This is a genomic window from Janthinobacterium sp. 64, assembly GCF_002813325.1.
In the GTDB taxonomy this organism is placed as follows: domain Bacteria; phylum Pseudomonadota; class Gammaproteobacteria; order Burkholderiales; family Burkholderiaceae_D; genus Janthinobacterium.
This window is the reverse complement of sequence record NZ_PHUG01000001.1, coordinates 3,920,278-3,939,664: the sequence shown is the minus strand read 5'-3', so window position 1 is coordinate 3,939,664 and position 19,387 is coordinate 3,920,278. Positions and strand designations below refer to the sequence as shown.

General features: G+C 63.1%; 19 protein-coding genes. 12 read left to right on the top strand and 7 right to left on the bottom strand.

Translation table 11 applies throughout. The features are described 5' to 3' along the window. Positions 1 to 33: 33 nt before the first annotated feature. On the bottom strand, positions 34 to 516 hold the full coding sequence (locus CLU91_RS17300) for an Lrp/AsnC family transcriptional regulator (RefSeq protein WP_100875147.1): 483 nt from the start codon (positions 514 to 516) through the stop codon (positions 34 to 36). Between the two features lie 165 nt (positions 517 to 681). Between CLU91_RS17300 and CLU91_RS17295 the strand changes: the two genes are divergently transcribed. After that, the gene (locus tag CLU91_RS17295; protein WP_232730783.1) at positions 682 to 1,302 is read left to right on the top strand and encodes a LysE family translocator; all 621 of its coding nucleotides are present in this window, start codon (positions 682 to 684) and stop codon (positions 1,300 to 1,302) included. Here CLU91_RS17295 and CLU91_RS17290 read toward each other — a convergent pair. The 5 genes from CLU91_RS17290 to CLU91_RS17270 form a co-directional block, all read right to left on the bottom strand. Continuing rightward, positions 1,239 to 2,684 carry a hypothetical protein gene (locus CLU91_RS17290; RefSeq protein WP_157814718.1) on the bottom strand — a complete coding sequence of 482 codons (1,446 nt, stop codon included), beginning with the start codon at positions 2,682 to 2,684 and terminating at the stop codon, positions 1,239 to 1,241. The genes CLU91_RS17295 and CLU91_RS17290 overlap by 64 nt on opposite strands. Before the next feature lie 117 nt (positions 2,685 to 2,801). Further along, positions 2,802 to 3,542 carry an acetoacetyl-CoA reductase gene (gene phbB, locus CLU91_RS17285; RefSeq protein WP_100875145.1) on the bottom strand — a complete coding sequence of 247 codons (741 nt, stop codon included), beginning with the start codon at positions 3,540 to 3,542 and terminating at the stop codon, positions 2,802 to 2,804. 212 nt (positions 3,543 to 3,754) lie between these two features. Further along, the gene (locus CLU91_RS17280) at positions 3,755 to 4,933 is read right to left on the bottom strand and encodes an acetyl-CoA C-acetyltransferase (RefSeq protein WP_071079930.1); all 1,179 of its coding nucleotides are present in this window, start codon (positions 4,931 to 4,933) and stop codon (positions 3,755 to 3,757) included. Between the two features lie 212 nt (positions 4,934 to 5,145). Next, positions 5,146 to 5,631, bottom strand: coding sequence for a phasin family protein (locus tag CLU91_RS17275; protein ID WP_100875144.1), 486 nt, complete (start codon positions 5,629 to 5,631; stop codon positions 5,146 to 5,148). Between the two features lie 127 nt (positions 5,632 to 5,758). After that, a complete protein-coding gene (locus tag CLU91_RS17270; RefSeq protein WP_100875143.1) occupies positions 5,759 to 6,667 on the bottom strand; it encodes a LysR family transcriptional regulator in 909 nt (302 codons plus the stop codon). Positions 6,668 to 6,785: 118 nt separating this feature from the next. Between CLU91_RS17270 and metE the strand changes: the two genes are divergently transcribed. From metE to minE, 4 genes are all read left to right on the top strand, one after another. Next, positions 6,786 to 9,119 (top strand): 5-methyltetrahydropteroyltriglutamate--homocysteine S-methyltransferase, encoded by a 2,334-nt coding sequence (gene metE / locus CLU91_RS17265; RefSeq protein ID WP_100875142.1) that lies wholly within the window; start codon positions 6,786 to 6,788, stop codon positions 9,117 to 9,119. A gap of 224 nt (positions 9,120 to 9,343) precedes the next feature. Continuing rightward, positions 9,344 to 10,081 (top strand): septum site-determining protein MinC, encoded by a 738-nt coding sequence (gene minC / locus CLU91_RS17260; protein WP_100875141.1) that lies wholly within the window; start codon positions 9,344 to 9,346, stop codon positions 10,079 to 10,081. Positions 10,082 to 10,118: 37 nt separating this feature from the next. Further along, entirely contained in the window at positions 10,119 to 10,934 is an 816-nt protein-coding gene (gene minD / locus CLU91_RS17255; RefSeq protein ID WP_071079934.1) for a septum site-determining protein MinD, read from the top strand. A gap of 1 nt (position 10,935) precedes the next feature. Beyond that, complete coding sequence (minE, locus tag CLU91_RS17250; protein WP_071079935.1) at positions 10,936 to 11,187, top strand: cell division topological specificity factor MinE; 252 nt, start codon at positions 10,936 to 10,938, stop codon at positions 11,185 to 11,187. 5 nt (positions 11,188 to 11,192) lie between these two features. Here the strand turns inward: minE and CLU91_RS17245 are convergent, their stop codons facing one another. After that, positions 11,193 to 11,696 carry a hypothetical protein gene (locus CLU91_RS17245; protein ID WP_100875140.1) on the bottom strand — a complete coding sequence of 168 codons (504 nt, stop codon included), beginning with the start codon at positions 11,694 to 11,696 and terminating at the stop codon, positions 11,193 to 11,195. Between the two features lie 167 nt (positions 11,697 to 11,863). Here CLU91_RS17245 and CLU91_RS17240 point away from each other — a divergent pair, with 167 nt between their 5' ends. The 7 genes from CLU91_RS17240 to CLU91_RS17210 all read left to right on the top strand — a co-directional run bounded on the left by CLU91_RS17240 (position 11,864) and on the right by CLU91_RS17210 (position 19,384). Next, positions 11,864 to 12,553: a response regulator transcription factor gene (locus CLU91_RS17240; RefSeq protein ID WP_071079937.1), complete on the top strand. Its 690-nt coding sequence runs from the start codon at positions 11,864 to 11,866 to the stop codon at positions 12,551 to 12,553. A 92-nt stretch (positions 12,554 to 12,645) separates the two neighbouring features. After that, entirely contained in the window at positions 12,646 to 13,920 is a 1,275-nt protein-coding gene (hemA, locus tag CLU91_RS17235; RefSeq protein WP_100875139.1) for a glutamyl-tRNA reductase, read from the top strand. 95 nt (positions 13,921 to 14,015) lie between these two features. Continuing rightward, on the top strand, positions 14,016 to 15,092 hold the full coding sequence (prfA, locus tag CLU91_RS17230; protein WP_100875138.1) for a peptide chain release factor 1: 1,077 nt from the start codon (positions 14,016 to 14,018) through the stop codon (positions 15,090 to 15,092). Positions 15,093 to 15,195: 103 nt separating this feature from the next. Further along, positions 15,196 to 15,666, top strand: coding sequence for a disulfide bond formation protein B (locus tag CLU91_RS17225; protein ID WP_100876783.1), 471 nt, complete (start codon positions 15,196 to 15,198; stop codon positions 15,664 to 15,666). 10 nt (positions 15,667 to 15,676) lie between these two features. Continuing rightward, on the top strand, positions 15,677 to 16,507 hold the full coding sequence (prmC, locus tag CLU91_RS17220; RefSeq protein WP_100875137.1) for a peptide chain release factor N(5)-glutamine methyltransferase: 831 nt from the start codon (positions 15,677 to 15,679) through the stop codon (positions 16,505 to 16,507). 213 nt (positions 16,508 to 16,720) lie between these two features. Then, the gene (gene gshA / locus CLU91_RS17215) at positions 16,721 to 18,322 is read left to right on the top strand and encodes a glutamate--cysteine ligase (RefSeq protein ID WP_100875136.1); all 1,602 of its coding nucleotides are present in this window, start codon (positions 16,721 to 16,723) and stop codon (positions 18,320 to 18,322) included. Positions 18,323 to 18,340: 18 nt separating this feature from the next. Further along, positions 18,341 to 19,384 carry a histone deacetylase family protein gene (locus tag CLU91_RS17210; RefSeq protein WP_100875135.1) on the top strand — a complete coding sequence of 348 codons (1,044 nt, stop codon included), beginning with the start codon at positions 18,341 to 18,343 and terminating at the stop codon, positions 19,382 to 19,384. Positions 19,385 to 19,387: the final 3 nt, after the last annotated feature.

The following is a 19,387-nucleotide window of genomic DNA, read 5'->3' as shown; positions in this document are numbered from 1 at the left end:
CAACTGTTCCAATTATAGTGCGCGCCCGGCGCCTCAGGCCAGCAGCAAGGGCAGGCGGTTCGACGACTTGATTTCGCGCATCGACAGGCTGGACTGGATTTCCGCCACGCCAGGCAGGCGGCGCAACACCGTCGAGACGAATTCACCATACGTTTCCAGGTCGCGCGCCACCACTTGCAGGAAATAATCGGCTTCGCCCGCCACATTGTGGCACGACAATATCTCGGGAATCGTCGCGATCGCCTGCTCGAACTGCGACGGCTGCTCGCCGCCATGGTTGGCAAACACGACCCGGACAAATGCCACCAGGCCGATGCCCAGTTTCTTGCGGTTGAGCAAAGCCTGGTAGCCGGTAATAAAGCCTTCCTCTTCCAGGCGGCGCAGGCGGCGCCAGACGGGGGTTTCACTGAGCTTCAAGCGCTCGGCCAGGCGCGCGTTGGACAGCCTTCCTTCATCCTGCAACAGCCTGAGTATCTGCAAATCGGTGGCGTCGAGGCTAACTTCTGAAATTTTCATCTAATTTTTGTTTTTATAAGAGTGGAATCTACCCGAATACTAGGGCATGCAGGGCAGGAAAAGCAAGCACATTTCATCGCGACAAGAACATAATGGGGCCCGGCGAGCATGCGGCAAGCTGCCGTTGCTCCCGCCCTTACTTTTTGCCTGTGACCGAGCTGCGCCATGTCCGATTCTACCTTCCTGATGTACCTGCTGGCACTGACCGGCGCCTTTTTATTACCGGGCCCCGACATGGCGCTGGTGCTGGCGACGGGCGCCGCGCGCGGCGTGGCGACGGCGCTGGTGACGGCGCTGGGCATCGCCGGCGCGCGCGCCGTGCACGTGGCGCTGTCGGGCGCAGGCCTGGCGGCATTGATGGTCACGCATCCGCAAGCCTTGCAGTGGGTCAAATGGGCGGGCGCCGCCTACCTGCTGTACCTGGCGCTGCGCCTGCTGCAGTCGGCCCTGTCGAAAAAGACGGCGCAGGAAGCAGCCGCCCCCGCCACGGCACACGGCGCCCGCGCCAGCCTGGTGCGCGGCTTCCTGACGAATCTGCTCAATCCGAAGGCACTGCTGTTTTGCAGCATGTTCCTGCCGCAATTCGTCGTCGGCAGCGAGCAGGTCGGCATGCAATACCTGCGCCTGGGTGCCGTGCTGGTGCTGATGGGCCTGCTGTTCGATGCCCTGTATGCGGTCTTGGCCGCGCGTCTGGCGCGCCGCCTGCGCGGCAAACCTTCGCCTTACGGCAAGTTCGTGCTGCCCACCGTCTTCGTGCTGCTGGCCGGACGGCTGGTGCTGGGCTGAACTTCAGGCGGAAGCGTCGCCCCGCCGGCAAAGAAGGCGGGGTAGTCTTGCAGCAGGCTGCGCTCCAAGTCGTTGACCTTGCGAAATTGCCGCAGCGACGGCGCCATGGCCCGGCCCGCATCCCAGCTGCGCCAGGCGTTCGGCGCATCAAATTGCGCCAGCAAGGCGTCGCCCAGGTCCTGGTACACGGCCGCCATCTGTGGTTTTGCCTGCAGCACGTGCAAATACAGCGCGGTCGCTTCGGGCCACTGCCCCAGCTTGGCGCGCAAGTTCCCCTCAAACAAGGCCAGTACCGGCTGCTCCAGGCCGTGCTGCTGGCGCAAGCCCTGCACGGTGGCCAGCGCGGCCTGAATGCCTTCCTTGTCCTTGGCCAGCAGTGCCCGCGTCAAGTCGTGGATGGGCTGGCACGCCTGCATGGCCAGTTGCTGCTGCGGCGACAGTTTGTCGACCAGCGCCCCCGTGGAAAAATGGTCTTCCAGCATGGTCAAAAAAGCCTCGAACGGTTTTTCCGCGGCAAAGAGCTTTTCCGCCTCGGCGCGCAGCGCAGGGTGGGCCTGAGGCGCCTCGGGGCCCAGCGGCGGCAACCGCGCCGCCTGCGCCAGCACGCGTTCGAGCACCGGCGCATCGGCCGCCAGCGGGCGAGGCCGGTAGGCGGCCAGGGAATACGTGGCGGGTGCGCCCGCCGTCATGGCGCTGATGCGGAAATGGCGCGTCACCTTGCCGCCCACCTCCTGGTAGTGCAAGGTGAATGCGGCGGGAATGCGCTTGCCGTCGGCCAGCAGCTTCAGTACCAGCGGATGGCCGCCCCAGGTGTAGCGCAAGTACTGGGCAAACGCCGTCGCATCGTCATTACTGACGGGGCTGCCGGCTATCCCCAGACGCAGCAGGGGCTGTCCGTCGAGCGACCACAGCACGGCGCCGTCGAGCACCTGGGGCAGCAGTGCAGTGCGCCGCCTGGCCGCCGGCACGGACAGCGCTTGCTCCTCGTACACGAGCGGCGTGACGTGGGCTTGCAAGCCGCCAGCCTGGAGCGCGCCGGCCATGCCCTGGCGGTGTGCTATCTCGAAACGGCGAAAGCCCGCCACGTCGAACAGCGAATACGTGTCGTAGGTGGACGCCGCCGTATCGATGACGTGGCGGCGGCGCGTGGCAAAGTCGAGCACGGACAAGCTCTTGCCATCACGCACGCTGATGAAATGTTCGCCCAGCACGACGTCGCTGTCCTGCGTAGCGCGCGCGGGCAGGCTGGTTTTCACGCCGGACTTGAAGATGCGCTCGGTCGTCACCGTGACGCGGAAGGCGACGCTGGCCTGGGCCGCACTGGCGCCCAGGAAAAGGATGACGGCCACGCTGGCGCGGCGCAAGGCGGGAACAAGGGTCATGGAGATGATGCAGTGGAGAAATACTGATTTTAAGACAAATCCGGCGATCCCCTTGTTTTGCTGGCAAGCATAAAAAAAGACAGCCGCAGCTGTCTCTGTGTTTTACCTCAACAACAATTACGACATGTGCTGGCCGCCGTTGATCGAGATATTCGCGCCCGTGACGAACGCGGCTTCATCGGACGCCAGGTAGGCCACCAGGCCGGCCACTTCTTCCGGCTTGCCCAGGCGCGCCATCGGAATTTGCGGGATGATTTTGCTGTCGAGCACTTCCTGTGGAATTGCCATGACCATCTTGGTGCCGATGTAGCCTGGCGAAATGGTATTGACTGTGACGTTCTTGCGCGCCACTTCCAGCGCCAGCGACTTGGTGAAACCGTGCATGCCGGCTTTCGCAGCCGAATAGTTGGTCTGGCCGAAGGCACCCTTCTGACCATTCACGGACGAGATATTGATGATGCGGCCCCAGCCGCGTTCCACCATGCCGTCACAGACAGGCTTGGTCATGTTGAAAACGGAGTCGAGGTTGGTGCCCATCACGGCATCCCAGTTCGGCTTGTCCATCTTCTTGAACGTCATGTCGCGCGTGATGCCGGCGTTATTCACCAGCACGTCGACAGGACCGATGTCCGCTTCCACGGCAGCCACGCAGGCAGCGGCCGAATCGTAGTCGGCCACGTCGCACGGATACGCCTTGAAGTCATAGCCCATGTCCTTGGTCGTCGCCAGCCAGTCCGCGACCTTCTGATTGCCTGGAGAATAGGTCGTGACCACGCGATAGCCGAGCGCCGCCAGCTTGAAACAGACTGCTTCGCCCAGACCACCCATGCCACCAGTTACCAATGCAACTCTTGCCATTTTTCATCCCCTCAGTGTCGTTCTATTGCTAAAAAGTTAATTATTTAAATATAGCAGTCCAAAACCGCTGCATGACGGCGGCGTACCGCATCGCAGCCAAGCGTAGCGAGCGGCGATGATTTGTGGCTAAGAAGCGCAACCGTGCTCTAGCACGGTGAGCATCGCAGGCCGCAAAGCGCGCCGCGCAGTAGCTTGGGTGTGGTGCCAGCTACTTAATCGCGCTCGATGGCGAGAGCAACGCCCATGCCACCGCCGATGCACAATGCTGCCAGGCCTTTCTTGGCGTCGCGGCGTATCATTTCGTGGATCAGGGTGACCAGGATGCGCGCGCCGGAGGCGCCGATCGGGTGGCCGATGGCAATCGCGCCGCCGTTCACGTTGATCTTGCTGGTATCCCAGCCCATTTCCTTGTTGACGGCAATCGCTTGCGCGGCAAACGCTTCATTGATTTCCATCAGGTCCAGCTCTTCATGCGTCCAGCCGGCTTTTTTCAGGCACAGACGCGAAGCGGAGACAGGGCCCATGCCCATGACGGCAGGGTCCAGGCCCGACGAGGCATAGGCCTTGATGCGTGCCAGCGGCTTCAAGCCCAGTTCCTTCGCTTGTGCAGCGGACATCATGATGACGGCGGCGGCGCCGTCGTTCAGGCCGGAAGCATTGCCGGCGGTGACAGTACCGTCCTTGGCGAACGCGGGACGCAGGCCGGTCAGCGATTCCAGGGTCGAGCCCGGCTTGATGTATTCATCGCTGTCGAAGACCACGGTGCCTTTTTTGTTGGCGATTTCCAGCGGCAGGATTTCATCCTTGAACTTGCCCGCTTTTTGCGCCGCTTCCGCCTTCAGTTGCGACTGCAGCGCGAATTCATCCTGCTCGGCGCGCGTCACTTCGTATTTCTTGGCGACGTTTTCCGCCGTGATGCCCATGTGGTACTGGTTGTACACGTCCCACAGGCCGTCGACGATCATGGTGTCGACCATCTTGAAGTCGCCCATGCGGAAACCGTCGCGCGAGCCGTTCATCGCGTGCGGCGAGGCGCTCATGTTTTCCTGGCCGCCGGCGATGATGATGTTGGCGTCGCCGCATTTGATCGCTTGCGCCGCCAGGTGCGTGGCCTTCAGGCCGCTGCCGCATACCTTGTTGATGGTGAATGCCGGGATGGAGCTGGGCAAGCCGGCCTTGATGACAGCCTGGCGCGCGGCGTTCTGGCCGACGGCAGCCGTCAGCACCTGGCCCAGGATCGCTTCGCCGATCAGGTTCGGGTCGATGCCGGTTTGTGCCAGCAAGCCCTTGATTACATGCGCGCCCAGTTCGGACGCAGGAATCTTGGCCAGACTGCCACCGAATTTGCCGACTGCGGTACGGCCGGCGGCCACGATTACGACATCATCCATTTATTTCTCCGATATGCAGGCCACGAGGGCCAAGGTCAAGGTGTTAATACAATCCAATGAATCCGGGAAGACACAGCAAGCTGTGTTTTATTCTAGCGCGGCATACGCCACAGTTCCAGCGCCACACCGCAGGCGGCAGCGATGGCAGCCTGCCCGGCGGTGGCGGCGGGCGGCCTGGCGCGGCGGATAGCCGCTGCCGGGCCGCAACGCGCCTACATTTGACGGGCGGGACGCGTGTTTTTATTTTTATCATACCCTTCATCGGCGCCGCCGAAAGTGGTTTTTAGAAAATTATTGAAGGGAATAATCAGGGGCACGGGGGTTTGCTTTACCACCTGCAACAACTCGCCAAATTTTTGACGCGATGCAGCAAACTCACCCTTTGTCACAGTCTCGAATTTTTCCTGGGTTTCTTGGGCAACATCCTTTGCCTGGCGACCATATGCACCGATGCGTTCGATGGCCAGTTGCGACTGCGCGCGCGACAGTTGCAGCAGCGCTTGCGGATCCTTCACGGACAGCAGCTGATTGCCCGCCACCGTAGCGGCAGCCAACGCCGCGCGGGCCGCATCGAGCTGCAAGTCCAGCACGCTGGCGCCGCTGTCGACGGCAGCCTGGGCATACGCTTGCGCACTGATCAATTGCGCTTCCACCACGGCCTTGCCGGCGAGTGCCCATTGCTCGGAAAATGAAAACATAGTGTCCCTCTCCAATGTGAAGGCGGTGCCATGTTGCGCCGCACAGTACTCAACTGTAAGCGGTGGTTCATTGCTGAACCTTGATATTTATCAAGCTTTCCTGTTGGTTTGTGCCCACCAACGCGGATCAGGACAACAACTTGATACCGTCGAGCGAGGCCGCGCACTGCTCGCGTATCACGCTGACGAAATCGCGCACATACGCCTTGTCCTGCAGATGGTCTGGCACGGAGACATACAAATCGCTCCACAGGCCGTGCTCGCCCACCGGACGCGCCACCACATAATCGTAGTCGACATAATTCTTGATGGCCCAGTTCGGCAAGGCGGCGATGCCGCGCCGGCTCGCCACCAGTTGCAGCACGGCCACCGTCAGTTCCGCCGTGCGGCGTTCAAAGGCGATGCCGGCAGGCCGCAGCACTTCGCGGATCAGGTCGATGCGCTCTTCCGGCACCGGATAGGTAATCAGGGTCTCGCCCGTAAAGTCGGCCGCCACCAGCCGGCGCTGCGCCTGCAAGCGGTGCTTCTGCGCCATCACCACCAGCATTTCAAAGCGGAACAATGGAAACACGGTGAAATCGGGGCCATACGGCGAGCCGATCACGAGATCGGCCTCGCCCGAGCGCAGCAAGTCCGCCGGTTCGCTGTGAAAGCCCGAAACAAGATCGATTTCCACTTCCGGCCAGCGCTGGCGGAACGCATCCATCACCGGCATCAGCCAGTCGAAGCAGGTATGGCATTCGAGCGCCACGCGCAACTGCCCCTTGTCGCCCTGCGACAGGCGCGCCACGTCGCGCTCGGCCAGCTCGATCTCGGGCAGCAGCTTGTCGGCCAGCTCCAGCAGCCGGCTGCCCGTGGCCGTAAACGCGATCGGCATCGACTTGCGCTCGAACAAGGGCGCCTTGTAGCGCTCTTCGAGCAAGCGGATCTGGTGCGACAGCGCCGACTGAGTCAAATTGAGCAGCTGCGCGGCGCGCACCAGGCTGCCGGACGAACGCAGGGCACTCAGGGTGCGCAGGTGGCGGATTTCTAGCATCGGGGAAATGGATTCCGTACGTGAAATATTTTCATGTTATTCGGCAAAATGTTTCGTTTTGATTATAGAGCAAGTTGCCGCACACTCTAGCGCATTCACATTAAATCTCGATGACATCATGACCATTCGTACCCACATCCTTGGCTTTCCCCGTATCGGCGCCGCGCGCGAACTGAAACTGGCACTGGAAAGCCACTGGCGTGGCGAGATGTCCGAGGCCGCGCTGGAAGCGACGGGCCAGCAACTGCGCGCGCGCCACTGGGCCTTGCAACGCGATGCCGGGCTCGATTACGTCACCGTGGGCGACTTTGCCTTGTACGACCAGGTGGCCAACCATATCCAGCTGCTGGGCTGCGAACCGGCGCGTTTCGACTTTACGCCGGAGCAATCACCGCTGGCGCGCTATTTCAGCATGGCGCGCGGTGAAACAACGCAGGCGCAACACGCGGACTGCGGCCATGCGCACCATAGCAACGCCGCAGGCACTGCCGCGCTGGAAATGACCAAGTGGTTTGACACCAATTACCACTACCTGGTGCCCGAATTGTCGCCGCAGACGCAGTTTTCGCTGGCTGGCGAGCGCCTGCTGGCGGAAGTGGCCGAGGCGCAGGCGCTCGGTCACCAGGTCAAGGCGGCCCTGATCGGCCCCCTTACTTTCCTGTGGCTGGGCAAGGAAAAGACGCCCGGCGAGTCGGGCTTTGACCGCCTGGCCCTGCTGGAACAATTACTGCCCGTGTACGGCGCCCTGCTCGACCGCCTGAAACAGCAAGGCGTGGCGTGGGTGCAGCTCGATGAACCGATTTTGGGCCTGGACTTGCCCAGCGCCTGGCGCAGCGCTTTTGAGAGCACGTATTGGCAGCTGAACCAGGTGGGCGTGAACATCTTGCTGGCCACGTATTTCTCGCCGCTGGAAGAAAACCTCAGCCTGACCTGCCGCCTGCCCGTGGCCGGCCTGCACGTGGACGGCATCCGCGCGCCGCATGAATTGATCAGCGTGACGGACTGGCTGCCCGCGCATAAAGTCTTGTCGATCGGCATCGTTGATGGCCGCAACATCTGGCGCACCGACCTCGACGCGGCCCTGGCCGTGCTGCAGCCGCTGGCAGCCAGGCGCAACGGCCAGCTGTGGCTGGCGCCGTCGTGCTCGCTGCTGCATGTGCCGTTCAGCCTGGAAGCGGAAACGGAACTCGACGGTGAAATCAAGCGCTGGCTGGCGTTTGCCACGGAAAAACTGGCGGAACTGTCGCTGCTCAAAAGGGCACTCGAAGGCCAGCCCGACGCCGCCGCGCTGGCCGCATGGACCACTTCTCGCCTGGCCATCGCCGGCCGCCGCGCCAGCCCCCGCGTCCACCGTGCCTCGGTCACGCAGCGCCTGCAAGCGCTCACGCCCACCGTCGACCGCCGCGATTCCAGCTTCCCGCTGCGCCAGGCCGTGCAGCGCGCGCGTTTCCAGCTGCCCGACTTCCCGACGACGACCATCGGCTCCTTCCCGCAGACGGCGGCCATCCGCGCCGCCCGCGCCAGCCATCAACGGGGCGAACTGGCCAGCGACGAGTATGAAAACCAGATGCGCGCCGCAATCGCCCACGCCGTCAGCCGCCAGGAAGCGCTGGGCCTGGACGTGCTCGTGCATGGCGAGGCGGAACGCAAGGACATGGTCGAATACTTCGGCGAGCAGCTCGACGGGTTCGCCTTCACGCGCCACGGCTGGGTGCAATCGTACGGCTCGCGCTGCGTGAAACCGCCCGTCATCTACGGCGACGTGCAGCGCCCGGCCGCCATGACCGTGGCCTGGACGGTGCACGCGCAAAGCCTGACGAGCAAACCGGTGAAAGGCATGCTGACGGGCCCCGTGACACTCTTGCAATGGTCGTTCGTGCGCGACGACCAGCCGCGCGCCGCCACGGCGCTGCAGCTCGCCCTGGCCATCCGCGACGAGGTGCAAGACCTGGAAACGGCCGGCATCGGCATTATCCAGATCGACGAGCCGGCCATCCGCGAAGGCTTGCCGCTGCGCCGCAGCCAGTGGGACGCCTGCCTGGACTGGGCCACGCGCGCCTTCCGCATCGCCGCGTCCGTCGTCAGCGACACGACGCAGATCCACACGCACATGTGCTATGCCGAGTTCAACGACATCCTGCCGCAGATCGCCGCCATGGATGCCGACGTCATCACGTTGGAGACGAGCCGCTCGGACATGGAGTTGCTGACGGGCTTGGGCCAGTTCCAGTATCACAACGAAATCGGCCCCGGCGTGTACGACATCCACTCGCCGCGCGTCCCGTCGACCGTCGACATGGTGCGCTTGCTGCAAAAAGCCAGCACCGTCATTGCCCCGGCCAACTTGTGGGTGAACCCGGACTGCGGCTTGAAGACGCGGGGGTGGGCGGAAACGGAGGCGGCTTTAAAAAATATGGTCGCGGCAGCGCAGCAGATGCGCGCGGCTGCATGACATCAGCCGACCCAAGCCGCATGCAGGGCTGCTTTCAGGGCGGCGCACCGGTTTTCCGGGGCGCCGTCCGTTTTTTTTGACATGAAGTAGGTGTTGCCCTGCGGAATAGCACGCGCCAGGCCCCTGATGCTGATTTTTTTGCAGTAGAATGCAAGAAATTTACTGCTCCCATTGTTGCCGTGCGGAACATTTGGCCTGCCGCAGTTTCACTTTGATAAATGTTTATGTCCAAAAGCCCGTCGCAGAAGCCTATCGAAATCAAGATTTCCACCGTCGTCGCCGTTTCCGCCATTGTGCATAGCGCCGATACGCAGGCACTCGATGCCGCCTTGCGCGACATGACGGGAGGCGTGGCGGACTTTTTCGAAGATGACCTGGCCGTGCTGGACGTGGCCGACTTGCCGCCTGGCGGCATGCCCGTCGATTGGGCTTCGCTGGTGGCCCTGCTGAAAAAATACCGTTTGAATGCCGTGGCCGTGCGCAATGCGCCGGCCGACATGCATGACGCCATCCTGGCGCAAGGCCTGAGCCTCGATAGCGGCAAGACGCGCGACGATGCGCCGCCCAAGGATACGCCCACGGCGGCCGCCCAAGCGGGCGCCGAAGCGCAAGTGATGGTGATCGACACGCCCGTGCGTGCGGGCCAGCGCATTTATGCGCGCGGCTGCGACCTGATCATCACCGCCGTGGTGAACAATGGCGCCGAAATCATCGCCGACGGCAGCATCCATGTGTATTCCTCGCTGTATGGCCGCGCGCTGGCCGGCGCCTCGGGCAATGCCCAGGCGCGCATTTTCGCGCTGGCCATGGAGCCGGAACTGGTGTCGATCGCCGGCGTGTACCGCACGTTCGAGGATGGTTTCCCGGCGGAAATGGCACGCGGACCGGCGCAAATTCGTTTGGCTGGAGACAGAATCGATATACACTCTGTCAATCCGGTCACTCCCGTGAACCGCTCTTAAGCTGCACAATTCAAGAGATATCTGAAAAGGATTATTTGTGGCAAGAATTATTGTTGTGACGTCCGGCAAGGGCGGTGTCGGCAAGACGACCTCTAGCGCCAGTTTTTCCACTGGCCTGGCCCTGCGCGGCCACAAGACAGCCGTGCTCGATTTTGACGTGGGTCTGCGCAACCTCGACCTGATCATGGGTTGCGAGCGCCGCGTCGTCTACGACCTGATCAATGTGATCAACAAGGAAGCCACGCTGAACCAGGCCCTGATCAAGGACAAACACTGCGACAACCTGTTCATCCTGCCCGCGTCGCAAACACGCGACAAGGATGCCTTGTCGGAAGAAGGCGTGGAACGCGTGTTGAACGACCTGATCAACATGGGTTTCGAGTTCATCATCTGCGATTCGCCGGCCGGCATCGAGCATGGCGCGCTGATGGCGCTGACGTTTGCCGACGAAGCCATCATCGTCACCAACCCGGAAGTGTCGTCGGTGCGCGATTCGGACCGCATTCTGGGCATCCTGCAAGCCAAGTCGCGCCGCGCGCAGACGGGCGGCGAACCGGTCAAGGAACATTTGCTGATCACCCGTTACTCGCCGAAGCGCGTGGAATCGGATGAAATGCTGTCCTACCAGGACGTGCAGGAAATCCTGCGCATCCCGCTGGTGGGCATCATTCCGGAATCGGAACAAGTGCTGGCCGCCTCGAACCAGGGCAATCCGGCCATCCATTTCAAGGGCACGGACGTGGCGCAAGCCTATGAAGACGTGGTCTCGCGCTTCCTCGGCGAAGAGGTCGAGTTGCGCTTTACCAACTATGAAAAACCTGGATTACTCCAGCGCATTTTTGGGGCGAAGTGATATGGCCTTGCTTTCTTTCCTGTTCCCCCCCAAGCCGAAGACGGCGACCGCCGCCAAGGAACGCCTGCAGATCATCATCGCCCGCGAACGCAGCGGCCGCGGTGGTCCGGACTTCCTGCCCGCACTGCACAAGGAACTGATCGCCGTCATTTCCAAGTACACCAAGGTCAATGCCGACGACATCAAGATCTCGCTGGACCGCCAGGGCAACCTGGAGGTACTCGACGTCAACGTGGTGCTGCCGGACGCTTAAAGCCTTTACTCCGGCCTCACCGTGAGCAATTCCTGCGCCACCGCGGCGCAGGCATTCACGTGCTGGTTGCCGATCTGGCGGAACACGGCGTAGCCGATGGCTGCCGCCACCGCCTGGCCGGCAAACGGCACGAAGCGCGCCACCTGCTTGGTGGCGATCTTGACGCCACTGCGCTTGAGCAGGTGCAGGATCAGTTCGCGCGACACCAGCTTCCCCACCAGCATGCCGCCCATGCCCACCGCCGCGCGGTAAGCCATCATCTTGAACTGCGGGTTCAGGCGCTCGATCTGCTCGGGCGTCAGACCGAATTCGTGGTTGATATCGTTGATCAGCATGGAAAACAGCCCGACATCGGACATCAGGTCGATGCCGGGAATGGGAATGGCCGAGGCGCCCGCCGACATCACGGCACGCCGCTGCACCAGGCGCCGGCAACGCTCGCGCACTTGCTCGATTTCGGCACGACTGGCCGGTATCAGGGTCCAATCGGTACTGCTCTTGTCTGTCATTGCCGTTTCTCCGCGGTGAGGGTAGATGAACAAGTGTAACGTAAAGAATGTGGCCACCGATTTCACTGGACACAGTTGCAATCTCTGTTATATTTCACGTGAGCATTCCTTAACATTACGATAAGCAGAGCGGACCGTCTGTTTGTTGCTACACACTCCAGCCCATTATGCGAATTGCCGTACTCGATAGCGACCATAGTCAGGCAGAACTGATCTGCCAGGTGCTCACCGCCGCCGGCCACGCTTGCCACGAGTTTCAGAGTGGTAAGGAAATGCTGGGGCAACTGCGCAAGGACAGTTGCGACATGCTCATCCTCGACTGGCATGTGAGCGATCTGGACGGTGCGGAAGTACTGCGCCGTGCACGGGAAAAACTGGCGCCGAAGGCGCCCGTGTTGTTTATGACCAACAGTTCCGGCGAAGACGACGTGGTGGCCGGCATGACGGCCGGTGCCGACGACTACATGATCAAGCCTTTGCGGCGCAGCGAACTGACTTTGCGTACCCAGGCGCTGCTGCGCGTGGCCTACCCGGCGCAGAATGGCGCCGAGTATCTGCAATTTGGTCATTACACGTTTGAAACCCGCCCCGGCCGCCTGCTGAAGGATGGCGAAGTGCTGGACGTGACGCACAAGGAATTCGCCCTGGCGCTGCTGTTTTTCCGCAACATGGGCCGTCCCCTGTCGCGCGCCTACATCCACGAAGCCGTGTGGCAACGCGACACGGCCCTGCCCTCGCGCACCATGGATACCCACGTTTCGCGCGTGCGCAACAAGCTACAGCTGAAACCGGAACACGGCTACCGCCTCGTGCCCGTCTACAGTTATGGTTATCGCCTGGAAAAACTGGGCGGGTGACGTCCACGCATGCGGGTGAAAACAGGCGAACTGCTCAAAGAGCGGGCACAAGGCGTTATAATGTCGGCATAAGAATTCCCAACAGCCCTGAAATGCAACTGCTCGCCGTCGGCCTCAACCATACCACCGCTCCAGTGTCGCTCCGCGAACAGCTGGCGTTTGCGCCTGAGCACTTGGGTTCGGCGGTGATGGCGGCGCGCACCTGGTTCCAGCGCATCGACTTGCGCGACAACGACGAAGCGGCCATCCTCTCGACCTGCAACCGCACCGAGCTGTATGCGGCCAGCCACGTGCCGAACCCGCTCGACGCGGGCGCGCATTTCCTGGCCGACTATCACCAGCTCAACTACAGCGAGCTGCGCCCCCACTTGTATATGCTGCCGCAGCACGATGCCGTGCGCCACACCTTCCGCGTCGCCTCCGGGCTCGATTCGATGGTGCTGGGCGAAACGCAGATCCTCGGGCAGATCAAGGACGCCATCCGCACGGCCGACGAGGCGGGCGGCCTGGGCACGTATCTGCACCAGTTGTTCCAGCGCAGCTTTTCGGTCGCCAAGGAAGTGCGCAGCAGCACGGAAATCGGCGCCCACAGCGTGTCCATGGCGGCCGCCGCCGTGCGCCTGTCGCAGCGCATCTTCGACAAGATCGCCGAGCAGAACGTGCTGTTCATCGGCGCCGGCGAAATGATCGAATTGTGCGCCACGCACTTCGCGGCGCAAAACCCGAAAAGCATCACGATTGCCAACCGCACCATGGAGCGGGGCGAGGAGCTGGCGCACCGCTTCAACGGCAAGGCGATCCGCCTGGCCGACTTGCCAGAAATGCTGCACCAGTTCGACATCGTTATCTCGTGTACGGCCTCATCGTTACCGCTGCTGGGCCTGGGCCTGGTCGAGCGCGCCATCAAGGCGCGCCGCCACAAGCCCATGTTCATGGTCGACCTGGCCGTGCCGCGCGACATCGAAGCGGAAGTGGGCCGCCTGAACGACGTCTTCCTGTACACGGTCGACGACCTGGGCAAGGTCGTGCAGACGGGCCTGGAAAGCCGGCAAGCGGCCGTGGCGCAAGCCGAGACCATCATCGAGACGCGCGTGCAATCGTTCATGAGCTGGGTCGACGACCGCGCCATGGTGCCCGTCATCCAGCATTTGCATGAAAACAGCGAATCGCTGCGCCTGATGGAAGTGGAGCGGGCGCGCAAGATGCTGGCCAAGGGCGCCGACATCGACGCCGTGCTCGAAGCGCTGTCGAAAGGCTTGACGGCCAAGTTCCTGCACGGCCCGCAGCAGGCGCTGCACCAGGCGCAGGGCGACGAGCGCAAGCAACTGGTCACCCTGCTGCCGAAACTGTTCCGCCCCCGCCGTTAGCGCAGCCCCGCTGGCCGCCCGCGCGCGGCTACCCTTGCCCGCCTGCCGGGCTTGCCGGACCGCACCATCCCTACACTCTTTTACCGCGAATCGCTATGAAACCATCCATGCTGGGCAAACTCGATCAACTGGCGAACCGCCTGGTCGAACTCGACGAACTGCTGATGCACCCGGACGCCACGTCGAACATGGACAGCTACCGCAAGATGACGCGCGAGCACGCCGAACTGGGCCCGCTGGTGGCCCTGTACCATTCCTACCAGGAAGCGGGCAACGATATTGCGACGGCGCAAGAGATGCTGGGCGACCCGGACATGAAGGAATTCGCGCAGGAAGAAATCGAGGCGGCGAAAACCACCATGGCGCGCCTGGAACGCGAATTGCAAACCATGCTGCTGCCGAAGGATGTCAATGACGAGCGCAATATCTTCCTGGAAATTCGTGCCGGCACGGGCGGCGATGAATCGGCCCTGTTCGCCGGCGACCTGCTGCGCATGTACTCGCGCTTTGCCGAACGCAACCGCTGGCAAGTCGAGCTGGTGTCGTCGTCCGACTCCGACCTGGGCGGCTACCGCGAAGTGATCGTGCGCGTGGTCGGCAATGGCGCGTATTCGAAGCTGAAATTCGAGTCGGGCGGCCACCGCGTGCAGCGCGTGCCGGCCACGGAAACGCAGGGCCGCATCCATACGTCCGCCTGCACGGTGGCCGTGATGCCGGAAGCCGATGAAGTGGAAGACGTCAACATCAACCCGGCCGACCTGCGCATCGACACCTACCGCGCCTCGGGCGCGGGCGGACAGCACATCAACAAGACCGATTCGGCCGTGCGCATCACCCACTTGCCAACTGGCATCGTGGTGGAGTGCCAGGATGACCGCAGCCAGCACAAGAACAAGGCGCAAGCGATGAAAGTGCTGGCCGCGCGCATCAAGGACGTGCAGCTGCGCGAACAGCAGTCGAAGGAAGCGGCCACGCGCAAGAGCCTGATCGGCTCGGGTGACCGCAGCGAGCGCATCCGCACTTATAACTTCCCGCAGGGCCGCCTGACGGACCACCGCATCAATCTGACCTTATATAAGCTCGACTTCATCATGGACGGGGATTTGACGGAGTTGACGAATGCGCTGGCGGCGGAGCACCAGGCTGAATTGTTGGCCGCGCTGGGTGACTAAAGGCTGGGGTCAGACCCCGGGGTTTAAGTAGCGGCTAAGCAATAAAAATCGGCCCTTGTGCGAAAATGACCAGCTCGATTCCATCCACCTCACCGTGTCGCCCATGAAAAATTCACGCACCGTCCTCCTGTCGATCGCCGCCCTGTGTTTCCTGATGCTGGGCGTGGCCATGTATTTGCAACATGCCATGAACATGGCGCCGTGCCCCCTGTGCGTGATCCAGCGCTACCTGTTCCTCGCCATCGGCATCGCCTGCCTGGCTGGCGCGGCGGCGAACCGGCCGAAAATCGGCGCCGGCATCGGTGTCCTGGCGGCCCTGGGCGGCCTGGGCGTAGGCGCCAAGCATTTGTACGTGCTGGCCAACCCCGGCTTCTCGTGCGGCATCGACCCGGTGGAAACGGCGCTGAACAAGATCTTCACGGCCGAACTCATGCCGTTCATGTTTGAATCGTATGGCGCCTGCGAAAACGCCGGCGAGCCGTTTTTCGGCCTGTCGATCCCGCAATGGGCATTCGCCTGGTTCGCCATTTTTACCGTAGGCCTGCTGTGGACACTGCTGCGCCGCCAGAAATAATAGACTATTCATGCCAGAAACCTTGATTCCCGCCGGCAGCACTGTCGGCGCGCTGCAAATCCGTCCGCTGCTCGATGCGCTCGACAACCGCATCCTGCTGGGCCACGCGCTGGGCCTGTCGCGCGTGAGCCTGATCACGCAGTCGGAGCGTGTGCTCACTTCCGATGAAGCCGAACGTTTATCGAGCTTGCTGGCGCGCCGCCTGCAAGGCGAGCCGATCGCCTACATCGTTGGCCAGCGCGAATTCTTCGGCCTGCCGTTCGAAGTCAACGACGCCGTGCTGATCCCCCGCCCCGACACGGAAGTGCTGGTGGAACTGGCGCTCGAACGCCTGCCGCCCGGCGGACGGGTGCTCGACATGGGCACGGGCAGCGGCGCCATCGCCGTCGCGCTGGCGTACACGCGGCCCGACGCCGTCGTCACGGCCCTGGACGTCAGCAGCACGGCCCTGGCCGTGGCGCGCCGCAACGCCAGCGCCAACGGCGTCAACATCACCTTCATGGCCAGCGACTGGTTCGAAGCGCTGGGCACGGAAAAATTCGACCTGATCGTCTCCAATCCCCCCTACATCGCCAGCGGCGACCGCCACCTGGCCGAAGGCGATCTGCGCTTCGAGCCGGCCGGTGCGCTGACCGACCACGCGGACGGCCTGTCGGCCCTGCGCACCATCGTCTCCGGCGCCGCGCGCCACCTGGCGTCGGGCGCCTGGCTGCTGATGGAGCACGGCTACGACCAGGCGGTATCCGTGCGCGGCTTGCTGGCCGACGCCGGCTACGGCAAAGTGCAAAGCTGGCGCGACCTGGCCGGCATCGAGCGCGTCAGCGGCGCCCGCCTGGGCTGACCGCCATCTGCGCAAAGCTTGACCCGGCGGCGCGCCAGATCCCCCCGCAGTTTGTTAAAATATCAAGCGCATTCCTGACCGAAGCGCCGCCCTTCCTGCCCGGGGCGGACGCTGGCGACGCGGCATTTTTTGGGCCGGCGCCGACGCATTTGCCAAAATTCGGTTAATCTCAGCACAAATTATTTATATGCTGCACAAGAAAGGAAGCTCAAATTGCCCAACCTGTTGACTCGCCGCCTGGCATTGCTGACCGAAGATGCCAACCGCGCGCTGCTGGGCGGCTTGCGCGGCATCGAGCGTGAAACCCTGCGCGTCGACCCTGCCGGCCATCTGGCTTCCACGCCCCACCCCGCCGCCCTGGGCTCGGCGCTGACGCACCCTGAAATCACCACCGACTACGCCGAAGCGCTGCTCGAATTCATCACCCCGGCCGAAAGCGACATCGCCGTCACGCTCGACAAGCTCGATACCGTGCACCGCCACGCCTACAGCCGCCTCGGCGACGAATTGTTGTGGAGCCAGTCGATGCCGTGCCAGCTGCCGCCCGAAGCGGACATCGAAATCGCCAACTACGGCAGCTCGAACATGGGCATGCTCAAGCACGTCTACCGGCGCGGCCTGGCCTTGCGCTACGGCAAGGCCATGCAATGCATCGCCGGCATCCATTACAACTATTCGCTCGACGAACAGCTGTGGCAAGTGCTCGCCAGCAACCCGGAGACCAGCGCCAGCCCGACGCAGGCAACCGCCTCGCCAAAAGACGTGCAGTCGGCAAGCTACCTGGCGACGATCCGCAATTTCCGCCGCTACAGCTGGCTGCTGATGTATCTGTTCGGCGCCTCGCCGGCCCTGTCCGCCGGTTTCCTGCGCGGCCGCGCGCACAAGCTCGACACCTTGTCCGACGACACGCTGTTCCTGCCGTATGCCACCAGCCTGCGCATGAGCGACCTCGGCTACCAGAACGATGCCCAGTCCGGCCTGCGCCCGCACGAAAACAGCCTCGATGATTACGTCAACGCGCTCACGCACGCCGTCAACGATCCGTATCCGCCGTACGAAACGCTGGGCACGAAGAAGGATGGCGAGTGGATACAATTGTCCACCAACGTGCTGCAGATCGAAAATGAATACTATTCGACCATCCGCCCGAAGCGCGTGATCCGCACGGGCGAGCGCCCGATCCAGGCCCTGTGCCTGCGCGGCGTGCAATACATCGAAGTGCGCTGCATGGATGTCGACCCGTTCGAACCGGTCGGCATCAGCCTGGAAACGGGCCGCTTCCTCGACGCGTTTTTGCTGTTCTGCGCGCTCGACGACAGCGCGCCAATTTCCGCCGAGCAAAGCGCCTGCTACACGCACAATTTTGCGCGCACCGTCAAGGAAGGCCGCACGCCGGGCCTGACCCTGCACCGCGATGGCGAGGAAATCAGCTTGCAGGCGTGGGGCGAGCAATTGCTGGCGCGCATCGCCCCCGTGGCGGCCTTGCTCGACTCTCGCCATGGCGGCACGGCACACGCGGACAGCCTGGCGGCGCAGGCAGCAAAATTGGCCGACCCGGACACGACGCCATCGGCCAAGGTATTGGCCGAGCTGCGCGCCAACGGCGGTTCGTTTGCCGCCTTCGGCCTGCGCCAGAGCGAGCGCCACGCCGCCTACTTCCGCGCGCATCCGGCAAGCAAGGAACAAAGCGCGTATTTCGACGCGATGGCCGCCAGCTCGCTGGCCGAGCAGCGCGCCATGGAGGCGGCGCCCGCCGGCAGCTTCGACGATTTCGTCGCCGCCTACCGCGCCAGCACCCTGTGCTCGCACACCTGACCTTGCACAAACGCCCCGATGCTGACCTTCTACAATGAATTGCACGGCCAGCACCGGGGCCGCTTCGAAATGTTTCGCGGCACCCTGGTGCCCTGCTTCGAGACGCCCGAACGGGCCGACATGGTGGTGGCCGAACTGGGACGGCGCAACCTGGGCCGCATCGTCACGCCGCACGGTGTACCGCTGACGTCGTTAGAGCGCATCCACACGCCCCGTTACCTGCACTTCCTGCGCCACGCCTGGCACGACTGGCTGGCGCTCGACCCCGACAATGCCAGCAAAGATGCCTTGCCATCCGTGTGGCCCGTGCGCACCTTGCGCAGCGATATCGAACCGGACGACTTCACGGCCAGGCTGGGCCTGTACTCGATGGACAACGGCACGCCGCTGACGGCCGGCACGTGGACGGCGGCCAAGACGGGCGCCGACTGCGCCGTCAACGCGGCGCACGCGCTGCGCCTGGGCGAGCGCGCCACGTTCGCCCTGACGCGCCCGCCGGGCCACCATGCGGGCAGCGATTTCTTTGGCGGCTACTGTTTCCTGAACAACGCGGCCCTGGCCGCGCAGCATCTGCTCGACGACGGCGCCCGCAAGGTCGCCATCCTCGATATCGATTACCACCACGGCAATGGCACCCAAAGCATCTTTTATGCGCGCAACGACGTGCTGTTTGCCTCGATCCACGCCGACCCGCGCAGCGAATACCCGTTTTACCTGGGCCACGCCGATGAGACAGGCAGCGACGCGGGGCTGGGCTACAACGTCAACCTGCCGCTGCCGGCCGGCAGCACCACGGCCAACTGGTTCGCCGCGCTGGAAACGGCTTGCCTGCGCATCAAGATGTACGCGCCCGACGCGCTGGTGGTGTCGCTCGGCGTGGACACCTTCGTCGGCGACCCGCTGTCACACTTCGCCCTGCAAAGCGGCGACTACCTGCGCGTGGGCGAGCGCCTGGCGCATCTGAACCTGCCCACCGCCTTCATCCTCGAAGGCGGCTATGCAGTGAAGGAAATCGGCATCAATGTCGTCAATGTGCTGGAAGGTTTTGAGACGGCGGAGTAAGCC

Excerpts from the sequence above, each read along its gene's own strand:
- metE (WP_100875142.1), top strand. The coding sequence starts at position 6,786 with ATGACCATTCGTACCCACATCCTTGGCTTTCCCCGTATCGGCGCCGCG.
- CLU91_RS17270 (WP_100875143.1), bottom strand. The coding sequence starts at position 6,667 with ATGCTAGAAATCCGCCACCTGCGCACCCTGAGTGCCCTGCGTTCGTCC.
- CLU91_RS17280 (WP_071079930.1), bottom strand. The coding sequence starts at position 4,933 with ATGGATGATGTCGTAATCGTGGCCGCCGGCCGTACCGCAGTCGGCAAA.
- prfA (WP_100875138.1), top strand. The coding sequence starts at position 14,016 with ATGAAACCATCCATGCTGGGCAAACTCGATCAACTGGCGAACCGCCTG.
- CLU91_RS17225 (WP_100876783.1), top strand. The coding sequence starts at position 15,196 with ATGAAAAATTCACGCACCGTCCTCCTGTCGATCGCCGCCCTGTGTTTC.
- CLU91_RS17275 (WP_100875144.1), bottom strand. The coding sequence starts at position 5,631 with ATGTTTTCATTTTCCGAGCAATGGGCACTCGCCGGCAAGGCCGTGGTG.
- phbB (WP_100875145.1), bottom strand. The coding sequence starts at position 3,542 with ATGGCAAGAGTTGCATTGGTAACTGGTGGCATGGGTGGTCTGGGCGAA.
- CLU91_RS17300 (WP_100875147.1), bottom strand. The coding sequence starts at position 516 with ATGAAAATTTCAGAAGTTAGCCTCGACGCCACCGATTTGCAGATACTC.
- CLU91_RS17295 (WP_232730783.1), top strand. The coding sequence starts at position 682 with ATGTCCGATTCTACCTTCCTGATGTACCTGCTGGCACTGACCGGCGCC.
- CLU91_RS17245 (WP_100875140.1), bottom strand. The coding sequence starts at position 11,696 with ATGACAGACAAGAGCAGTACCGATTGGACCCTGATACCGGCCAGTCGT.
- CLU91_RS17210 (WP_100875135.1), top strand. The coding sequence starts at position 18,341 with ATGCTGACCTTCTACAATGAATTGCACGGCCAGCACCGGGGCCGCTTC.
- CLU91_RS17240 (WP_071079937.1), top strand. The coding sequence starts at position 11,864 with ATGCGAATTGCCGTACTCGATAGCGACCATAGTCAGGCAGAACTGATC.
- prmC (WP_100875137.1), top strand. The coding sequence starts at position 15,677 with ATGCCAGAAACCTTGATTCCCGCCGGCAGCACTGTCGGCGCGCTGCAA.
- CLU91_RS17290 (WP_157814718.1), bottom strand. The coding sequence starts at position 2,684 with ATGACCCTTGTTCCCGCCTTGCGCCGCGCCAGCGTGGCCGTCATCCTT.
- minE (WP_071079935.1), top strand. The coding sequence starts at position 10,936 with ATGGCCTTGCTTTCTTTCCTGTTCCCCCCCAAGCCGAAGACGGCGACC.
- minC (WP_100875141.1), top strand. The coding sequence starts at position 9,344 with ATGTCCAAAAGCCCGTCGCAGAAGCCTATCGAAATCAAGATTTCCACC.
- hemA (WP_100875139.1), top strand. The coding sequence starts at position 12,646 with ATGCAACTGCTCGCCGTCGGCCTCAACCATACCACCGCTCCAGTGTCG.